The sequence below is a fragment of the Bacteroides sp. Marseille-P8574 genome (assembly GCF_902825465.1).
GTDB classification, from domain to species: Bacteria; Bacteroidota; Bacteroidia; order Bacteroidales; family Bacteroidaceae; genus Bacteroides; species Bacteroides uniformis.
In genome coordinates this window covers 1-7,543 of the sequence record NZ_CADEBE010000003.1, presented here as the reverse complement: position 1 = coordinate 7,543, position 7,543 = coordinate 1, and the positions used below count along the sequence as shown (strand labels likewise).

Below are 7,543 nucleotides of genomic sequence, written 5' to 3'. Positions count from 1 at the left end.
TTTTTCCACCTGCTGAATTTTCGACTTCTCCGGTTCCTGCCGGGATTGAAGCTCCGCTTTGAGATTGTCCCATTTCTCCTTTCTGATGCGTTCCGCACGTTCCACCTGCCGGGCTATTTCCGCCGGGCTTCCGTTCTTGACGGCATTAAGATAGTCGAAGCTTTCCTCCGGCTCCCGGTCAAACCCCATGCGCCGATCAAAAGAGCTTTCACACTTCCGGAAAAAATCCGTCCGGTCAAAACCTCCCTTCACGTTGCCGCAGTTCTTCTTTCCGGTGTGGTTCGTTTTAGGGCTTAACTTTTTGGTGTTGCTCCGGTCTTTCCGACTGACGATGATATGTGCGTGCATATCGCTGTCACTGTCACCGTCCCGATTGAAATGGATCTTTGCGTAATATTCCACATCATCGCTTCTCAAGCCTTTTCCGAAGCCCTCCGCATAGTTTCTCATCACGTCCTGCCGGATGTACCACTGCAAGGCTTCCGCACGCTCCTGCGGAGTCCTGCCCATGCAGCGCAGCTCTTTCTCTGAAGGGCTGACGGTAATAACATAGAACTTTGCGTCAGTCTGGCTTAACTTAGCCTTGTTGTTGTCTATCTTGAATGTGACCTCCCTTGAGCTCACGTAGTCCCGGAACTGGTTGAAGAACGGCTGCACCTCCTCCCCTTTCTTCATCCTCTCCAAATCCTCATGCTGGAGATAGTTCGTCACCGCAACACAACTGCCTGTATTGGCGTATGTGCCGTTACCGCCTCCCTGTATCTTCACGTTCATATCTTTTCCCTTTTGTTCTTCTCGTCCTTGTACAAGGCTTTTATATCATCGAAAAGCCCGGCTTTTCCTTTCGCATCGATGTAGCTTGCGATATAGGAGAAGATCTTCTCCTGCCTTTGCGTCACAGCGTCCAGCCTTGCATAAATGGCTTGTTGGTTCTTCAGAAGCATATCCCTCGACTGACCGACTGCCTTTTCCGTCCGGTCCAAAGCCTGCTCCCTTATCCCGGCAAGGCTTGCAAGATCACGCATGAATAGGTCATTGTCCTTTTGGTATTGGCTGAACTTTTTTTCCGTAAGTATCGAGTCCATACTCATGGTCACTCTCATGCTTGTACTGCCCATGGCTTCACAAGCCGGACGCAAGAAATCCTGCTCCTGCTTCCTGATGAACGCTATCACCTGATCACAGCGTTTGATAAGTTTCTGCATTTCCTTTGCCGGACTCTCATGCTCAACCGGGTTGATTCCGTACTTCTCGAAGTACTCCAGCGCACAGGAAAGGAAGTCTTTCTTTGATACATTATTGGACTTTGCCAGCCTGTCAAGCCGGGCAAACGTTTTTCGGTCAATGGTGACAGAAGTAGTGGTTTCCTTATCCATACAATTGCTGTTTTAATTGCTAATTATATTATTAAATCTCTGATTTACAAAGGTATGATTTTAACCACAATTTCAAACTAATTGCGGTTAAAAAACTTAAACGGCTGATATTCAGCCGTAACCCCGTAGGGCAAGAGGAAAAACAGGGCAAAGCCCGGTTTCCTCTTGCTGTTCTTTCGACTGCCGAGCAATCGAAAGAACACCCTCCCCTGCGGTACGGCGAAAGCTCGTACAAGGGGGACGGGGAGAAGTCGGAGCGAGGCACTAAGAAAGAACCTATTCCACAAACAAAAAAACACATTAAAACGGCACAACAGGCTGCATAAAATAAATATATTTTGTTTCCATATAATGAAACAAAATATTATCTTTGCAACACTAAAAAACTTTATATGGAAGCAAAATCAAGATTCAAGGTCAAATTATCCAACGAAGCCCAAGAGTTTTTAGACGGATTGCCCAACAAGGTACGTGAGAAGATCATTAGCAATATTCGTAAATCCACCTTTGTACTTGATCCAGATTTATTCAAGAAATTGGATGATACGGATATTTGGGAATTCAGAACGTTCTATAACAAAACCAAGTACAGGCTTCTTGCTTTTTGGGATAAGGACGATAAGATAAACACTCTGGTAATCGCAACACATGGGTTTATCAAGAAAACCCAAAAGACACCTCCCAAAGAAATAGCCAAAGCCGAAGAGATTAGAAAAGATTATTTTAATTCAAAAAGATAAAGCGTATGGAAGCAAAGAAATTTTATACACTCGAAGAAATCGAGGATAAATACATCGGAGAAAAAGGTACTCCCAAACGTGATGCCTACGAAGAAGAACTTAACTCTTTTTTGATAGGTGAAGCCATTAAACAGGCTCGCCAATCAAAGAACTTAACCCAAGAGGAATTAGGTAATCTGATAGGAGTGCAACGAGCTCAAATCTCCCGAATTGAAAACGGTAAGAATTTAACCTTTTCCACCATTGCAAGAGTTTTTAAGGCTATGGGGATAAGTGCTAAACTTGAAATCGGAAGCATGGGTAAAGTTGCGTTATGGTAACTAACTATACAACAAAAAATTACATTAAATCCGGGATGCGTTTTCGCTCCCGGAAACTTCTCGTTTTATACATTTAAAGTCACATTTATACAAAATTTAACACGCCAGAAAATCTTCCTAATCCGTTGCACTTGGCTTTACCTGTTTCCACTCTCTCCCATTCTCCGGAAATTCGTCGTATCAAAAAACACGCTGAAAAGTGGAGCGAAGCGACCTCTATAAACCAAAAAAGAAACACTCCATTGCTTTACGGTAATTTTTAGTTTCTTTTTAGTTACTTTTATGGCATAGCATAACACATTGTGCTATAATATCTTACAAAGGTCATCTACGACAAATTTCCGAGCATCTACGACAAATTTCCGAGCATCTACGACAAATTTCCGAAAAAAACGGCTATCTACGACAAATATTCTACGTCAAATATTTGTTTTTGTCGTAGATAAATATTTCCTTTGCGAAAAGCATTAAAGTCATGGAGAAGAAAGACAAGAAACAGAGGGATATAGTCCTGTCGCAAGACAATGCGCTGACTACCGCACGCTACAAGTTCGACCTTATCGAAAAACGTGCCCTATACTCCATTATACGAAATATCCGGGCGCAATACATCGAGAACGAGAACGGCAGACGGGACTTATTCGATGATCTGATTATCACCATACACGAGGAAGAACTAAAAAAATGCGGTGACAATACCAAGATGCAAAACATCTACGATGCGCTAAAACGGCTTAGAAATCGCGATATAGAAATTAACAACGAAAAGATGTGGCTAAGTATCGGTTTTGTCAATTACGTCAAGCATATCAAAAATAAATCGTATTTTGAGGTGCAAGTTTCCAAAGAGGTACTACCCTATTACGTGGAACTCGCCCAAAACTTCACGAGTTACTCCATGACGGTAGCAATCGCACTCAAAAGCACATTCTCGCAAAGGTTTTACGAACTGTGCTGCCAATACCGAAACGCCGGGTTCTTCTTCTACACAGTCGAAAAGCTCCGGGAAATGTTCATGTTGGAAAAGAAATACAAACGGGGATGCGATTTCAAAAGGCGTGTACTTGACGATCCGCAAAAGGAACTCCGGGAGTTGTACAATGCCGGACAATGCGATTTATATTTCGAGTTCGAACCAAAGAGCTACAAAGGCAAGGAAGTGACCGAATACAAATTTTACGTTTACACAAGGCAAACCGAACAACAAAAGCTATTGGAATACGAAAGCGCCAAACAGGCGATCATCTACATAACAACCACTATTTCGAGGTTCTCCAAAAGTGACAAAGGATATGTTAAGCGTGTAGTGAACGCCGTACAGTTACACCCGGAAATAGCCGTACAGGTGGCGCAAAAGATACAAAAGAAGTTTGAGCAATATATAGACAAGCCAGCCAAACAGATAGGGGCTATCATCCGGGTTTGCTTAATGGAAGATTTTGGAATAGAATAAAAAAATACAAGTATGAAAACAGGTGATAAAGTTATCGTACCAGCCGAAATTAACGGCTATGGCAGGGATTTACGGGCAATGGTTACAGAGATAGAGAAGTTCGCCGGGGCAATATTCGTAACAGTGATATTCACTGAACCATGTCCGGAAGCCTGCGGAAGAAAAGGGGGCGTTTACCATGACTTCCAGCTAATAACAGAGTGATTTATTTTGCTATAACCGCAATAAATTGCAATAACATTTGCGATAAGCTGCAATAACAAAACTTATAACTACCTTTGCAACAGAATATAGCATTTTACAACAATGGAAAAAGGACAAGAAAGCAAGCAAAAGAGGAAAACACCGCTTACCACCATAGCGATAAGCCAAGAGTACGCCCAAAAATTAGATGAATATTTAAAGGGTACGGGCATAACCCGCAAAGAATTTGTTGAGTTGTCCGTTGATTATTTCCAAAGAACCGGGTTCGACCTCCGGGGTGAAGCATTTGACCTCTCCCCATTAGAAAAGGTTGCCGGGCGGCTGGAACAATCCGCAAAGATCATGGAACAACACAACGAGGAAACGGAAGCGGTGCGCCTGCTTCTCCAAACTGTCCGGGAACAGACCGCCAAGCAACTCCCTGCGCCGGAACTGATCGCCCATGCTGCCGAAGAAAAAGCAAAGGCAGAAGCCAAAAGCGAAGAACAAGAACGGGAGATTGCCCGGCTGCGCTCCGAAAACTCCGCTTTGCTAGAATACAAGGAAAAGGCACACCGGGAACTGTGCCGGGTACGTGACGAACAAAAAACAATAGGGAAAATAAAAGTAAACACCGAATTATAATGAAAGGAACTATTAAATTTATAGACCTCTTTGCTGGAATTGGTGGCATTCGATGTGGCTTAGAATTAGCCGCACACGAAGCTGGTTATAAAACAGAGTGTGTATTTACTTCTGAAATCAAGAAACATGCCATAAAGGTTTTAAAACAAAATCATCCTAACGAGTTAATAAACGGAGATATTACACAAGTTAATGAAAAAGAAATTCCAGATTTTGACATTTGTTGTGCAGGTTTTCCATGCCAATCTTTTTCCGGCGGCGGAAAAAGATTGGGCTTTACAGAAACACGTGGTACTTTGTTTTTTGATGTTGAAAGAATTTTAAAGAAAAAGGAACCTGCTGGTTTTATCCTCGAAAACGTTGAAGGACTTGTATCATTCATATTAACAAATCTTGCAACCAAAGATGAAAACCATTAACTGAGGCATATTGACCTACCATGTCTATGTAGTTAATCGCATACGACAAGTCCACTTCATAACCATAAAAATCTATTAAGTCTTGTATTAATTCTTCTGGGGTAATCATAATGTTACTTTTTATTCTAAAGAACGATTGTCCATAATCGCTTGAAGCATATTAGAACATTTTTCATATTCTTCTTTATGTTCAATTCTAAATTCGCTACATTCAATGGCTATATTTATCCACATTTCATTACCTCTTAGTTTAAGAAATTTTTCCCATTCTTTAGGCGAGAAGTAGGAATCTGGTAAATTATCAAATTCTTCCATAGATGAGAGAGAATATCCTTTGTGAGCTAAGAACATATCTTGGATAATCCAATTATGAAACATATCGTAATACTCTGTATATTGATTTACTTTTAGTTCATTGCGAGATAAGAAGGTTTTGATTAATGCAGCAGATTCAGAAATCCATTCACCTAAAATCATTCCATCTTCACAGAAACCTCTAGCTAAATCTTCTAATTCAGGTTTTATACATCCAATGTGGTTATTGCGTAAATAAAATAATTTTATTATATCAAGGGATGTGTATTGCTTCTCATCCTTATTTAGTTCCAAGAAACGTTCAATGTAACGTTCAAAGAAATGGGAAGAAAAAATCAGTAACACATTTGTCCCTTTAAGCGGATAAGCTGCCCATGTAGTTCCTCCATACCTAAAAGTAATGTAGGCATGAGGAATTACAACGTTAGCATCCTCTTTAGATTGTGCATAAAAGCTGAAGAACCATTTATTATTTTTCTTTGTAATAATCTCTGTATTCCATATCCATGGATAATATGTTTGCTTCAATCTCATTTTATTGAATTTGGGATTAAATTTAGTCCAGCGTGCATGGACTTCCTTGTAATCAGACTGAATTTCCTTTGCCAATTCGGTCAATGTCATTGTTGGTAAAATCATATTAACAAATATTTAGAATTGAGATTAATAATCACACAACCAAACATATTATAGCGAAGATAATGATTATAATTAGAATAATACGCATTTTATTGCTGTTTCCCTTAATATCAGAATTTGTGACTTCCACTTGAGAGTTATTTTGTTTATCCATGCAATTAAATGATACAAACTTCTCGCCAGTGTTTAACCAACTAATTTGGCTTGGTACTAAATTCTTTACTCCTTTTGTTGTATTAACAATCTTAAGATTGGCTGATTTAGGATTAATTATATTTTTCATTGGCATTATCCACATTCCAGAACATTCAAAGGCATGATTTAAAGTTACCACAATTAAATAATCTGCATTTTTGCCTATTAGATTGTTTATTCTTCTTGTTTCAGAAGTCCGTCTTTCACTATCATATACTCGCCTTGTTTTGATTTCAAAAGTTAATCCTCCTTGACCTATTGCATCCAGTCCCTTCTCATTCTTATTGCTAGATAATTTTAGGTTCAAGCGTTTACAAGCATAATATTCTCCAATATCCCCTACTACTTTACGGCTTCTAATAATCCCTTCTTTTTGTAAATTCAAGTAACTTTGAGCAAAATTTCTGATAGCGACTTGTTCTTTTTGAAGTAATTTTAATCGAGCTATATTCTGAGAAAATGAATGCACAGAAGAAGCGCCAATAATGTATTCTTCCGTATTAATTTTATTAGAAGGGATTTTTAATATGGATATAGGATTGTAATATATATCAAAATATACAACTACGAGATAGTCAAAATCTTGATATTTTAGATTAGAAATATGATGAGTAAGATTATTGTTAGATATAACTTTAGATTTAATTTGATATTTATAGCCTTTAGGACATACTCCATCGTATGCTTTTGTGGATTTACCAGCTAAACTTAGTTTAAAATACTTGGAGGCAATAAATTCTCCTATTTCTCCAGTAAAGCTATCTGTACGAATTATTCCTAAAGTGAAAAGTTTATCACTGCAATTGGCAAATTCTTTTAATAAAGTTTCTCTAACTGCTGTTTGCTTTTCCATGAATAAAATTTTATTGTTTTATTAATGGCTATAAAGGTAGAAATAAATAAAGTATTAGCAAATTTTGGATTCCGCTAATTGTTGTGCGATGGTCGCCCAGTTGGCTATGGGCATGGTCCATTTCTTACGTATGTTGCGGTAAGCGAGATAAACGGTGCCGGAAAATAGAAAAATCACATGCCCATTCCGAAACCTCTGCTCCTTTTTGGCTTCTTCAGGAGTTCCAGATCTTCCTCCTGCTGCTTCTTTTTGGGAATAGGCTGCTCGATGTCCGGCGTTTTTTCCACCTGCTGAATTTTCGACTTCTCCGGTTCCTGCCGGGATTGAAGCTCCGCTTTGAGATTGTCCCATTTCTCCTTTCTGATGCGTTCCGCACGTTCCACCTGCCGGGCTATTTCCGCCGGG

The 7,543-nt window shown here is 39.6% G+C and carries 10 protein-coding genes and 2 pseudogenes; 6 read left to right on the top strand and 6 right to left on the bottom strand.

Annotated elements, in window-relative coordinates; all coding sequences use genetic code 11:
- Together btgB (HUX74_RS20570) and btgA are read right to left on the bottom strand one after the other, a co-directional pair.
- Positions 1 to 774 (bottom strand): mobilization protein BtgB (gene btgB / locus HUX74_RS20570; RefSeq protein WP_151938106.1); only part of this gene is annotated, 774 nt, incomplete at its 3' end.
- A complete protein-coding gene (btgA, locus tag HUX74_RS20565; protein ID WP_008782580.1) occupies positions 771 to 1,376 on the bottom strand; it encodes a mobilization protein BtgA in 606 nt (201 codons plus the stop codon). The genes btgA and btgB (HUX74_RS20570), both read right to left, overlap by 4 nt.
- Positions 1,377 to 1,768: 392 nt before the next feature.
- On the opposite strand from btgA, the gene HUX74_RS20560 reads away from it, so the two are divergent.
- A complete protein-coding gene (locus HUX74_RS20560) occupies positions 1,769 to 2,116 on the top strand; it encodes a type II toxin-antitoxin system RelE/ParE family toxin (protein WP_008669299.1) in 348 nt (115 codons plus the stop codon).
- A 5-nt stretch (positions 2,117 to 2,121) separates the two neighbouring features.
- Positions 2,122 to 2,436 carry a helix-turn-helix domain-containing protein gene (locus tag HUX74_RS20555; RefSeq protein WP_007851388.1) on the top strand — a complete coding sequence of 105 codons (315 nt, stop codon included), beginning with the start codon at positions 2,122 to 2,124 and terminating at the stop codon, positions 2,434 to 2,436.
- A 324-nt stretch (positions 2,437 to 2,760) separates the two neighbouring features.
- On the opposite strand, the pseudogene HUX74_RS21135 reads toward HUX74_RS20555, so the two are convergent.
- Positions 2,761 to 2,820: pseudogene (locus tag HUX74_RS21135) on the bottom strand (four-helix bundle copper-binding protein); the annotation flags it as partial.
- A 91-nt stretch (positions 2,821 to 2,911) separates the two neighbouring features.
- Between HUX74_RS21135 and HUX74_RS20545 the strand changes: the two are divergent.
- From HUX74_RS20545 to dcm, 4 genes are all read left to right on the top strand, one after another.
- Positions 2,912 to 3,889 carry a replication initiation protein gene (locus HUX74_RS20545; RefSeq protein ID WP_008669318.1) on the top strand — a complete coding sequence of 326 codons (978 nt, stop codon included), beginning with the start codon at positions 2,912 to 2,914 and terminating at the stop codon, positions 3,887 to 3,889.
- Between the two features lie 12 nt (positions 3,890 to 3,901).
- Positions 3,902 to 4,093, top strand: coding sequence for a hypothetical protein (locus HUX74_RS20540; protein WP_008782581.1), 192 nt, complete (start codon positions 3,902 to 3,904; stop codon positions 4,091 to 4,093).
- A 102-nt stretch (positions 4,094 to 4,195) separates the two neighbouring features.
- The gene (locus HUX74_RS20535) at positions 4,196 to 4,717 is read left to right on the top strand and encodes a BfmA/BtgA family mobilization protein (RefSeq protein WP_008782582.1); all 522 of its coding nucleotides are present in this window, start codon (positions 4,196 to 4,198) and stop codon (positions 4,715 to 4,717) included.
- Positions 4,717 to 5,136: a DNA (cytosine-5-)-methyltransferase gene (gene dcm / locus HUX74_RS20530; RefSeq protein WP_008782583.1), complete on the top strand. Its 420-nt coding sequence runs from the start codon at positions 4,717 to 4,719 to the stop codon at positions 5,134 to 5,136. Before HUX74_RS20535 ends, dcm begins: the two co-directional genes overlap by 1 nt.
- Positions 5,137 to 5,256: 120 nt before the next feature.
- Here the strand turns inward: dcm and HUX74_RS20525 are convergent, their stop codons facing one another.
- The 3 genes and pseudogenes from HUX74_RS20525 to btgB (HUX74_RS20515) all read right to left on the bottom strand — a co-directional run.
- A complete protein-coding gene (locus HUX74_RS20525) occupies positions 5,257 to 6,090 on the bottom strand; it encodes a hypothetical protein (protein WP_032951959.1) in 834 nt (277 codons plus the stop codon).
- Positions 6,091 to 6,121: 31 nt separating this feature from the next.
- The gene (locus tag HUX74_RS20520) at positions 6,122 to 7,138 is read right to left on the bottom strand and encodes a hypothetical protein (RefSeq protein ID WP_008782585.1); all 1,017 of its coding nucleotides are present in this window, start codon (positions 7,136 to 7,138) and stop codon (positions 6,122 to 6,124) included.
- A gap of 173 nt (positions 7,139 to 7,311) precedes the next feature.
- Positions 7,312 to 7,543: pseudogene (gene btgB, locus HUX74_RS20515) on the bottom strand (mobilization protein BtgB); the annotation flags it as partial.

What these genes read in the sequence shown, in the direction of transcription:
- btgA (WP_008782580.1), bottom strand. Translation starts at nt 1,376, where the DNA reads ATGGATAAGGAAACCACTACTTCTGTCACCATTGACCGAAAAACGTTT.
- HUX74_RS20560 (WP_008669299.1), top strand. Translation starts at nt 1,769, where the DNA reads ATGGAAGCAAAATCAAGATTCAAGGTCAAATTATCCAACGAAGCCCAA.
- HUX74_RS20555 (WP_007851388.1), top strand. Translation starts at nt 2,122, where the DNA reads ATGGAAGCAAAGAAATTTTATACACTCGAAGAAATCGAGGATAAATAC.
- HUX74_RS20545 (WP_008669318.1), top strand. Translation starts at nt 2,912, where the DNA reads ATGGAGAAGAAAGACAAGAAACAGAGGGATATAGTCCTGTCGCAAGAC.
- HUX74_RS20540 (WP_008782581.1), top strand. Translation starts at nt 3,902, where the DNA reads ATGAAAACAGGTGATAAAGTTATCGTACCAGCCGAAATTAACGGCTAT.
- HUX74_RS20535 (WP_008782582.1), top strand. Translation starts at nt 4,196, where the DNA reads ATGGAAAAAGGACAAGAAAGCAAGCAAAAGAGGAAAACACCGCTTACC.
- dcm (WP_008782583.1), top strand. Translation starts at nt 4,717, where the DNA reads ATGAAAGGAACTATTAAATTTATAGACCTCTTTGCTGGAATTGGTGGC.
- HUX74_RS20525 (WP_032951959.1), bottom strand. Translation starts at nt 6,090, where the DNA reads ATGATTTTACCAACAATGACATTGACCGAATTGGCAAAGGAAATTCAG.
- HUX74_RS20520 (WP_008782585.1), bottom strand. Translation starts at nt 7,138, where the DNA reads ATGGAAAAGCAAACAGCAGTTAGAGAAACTTTATTAAAAGAATTTGCC.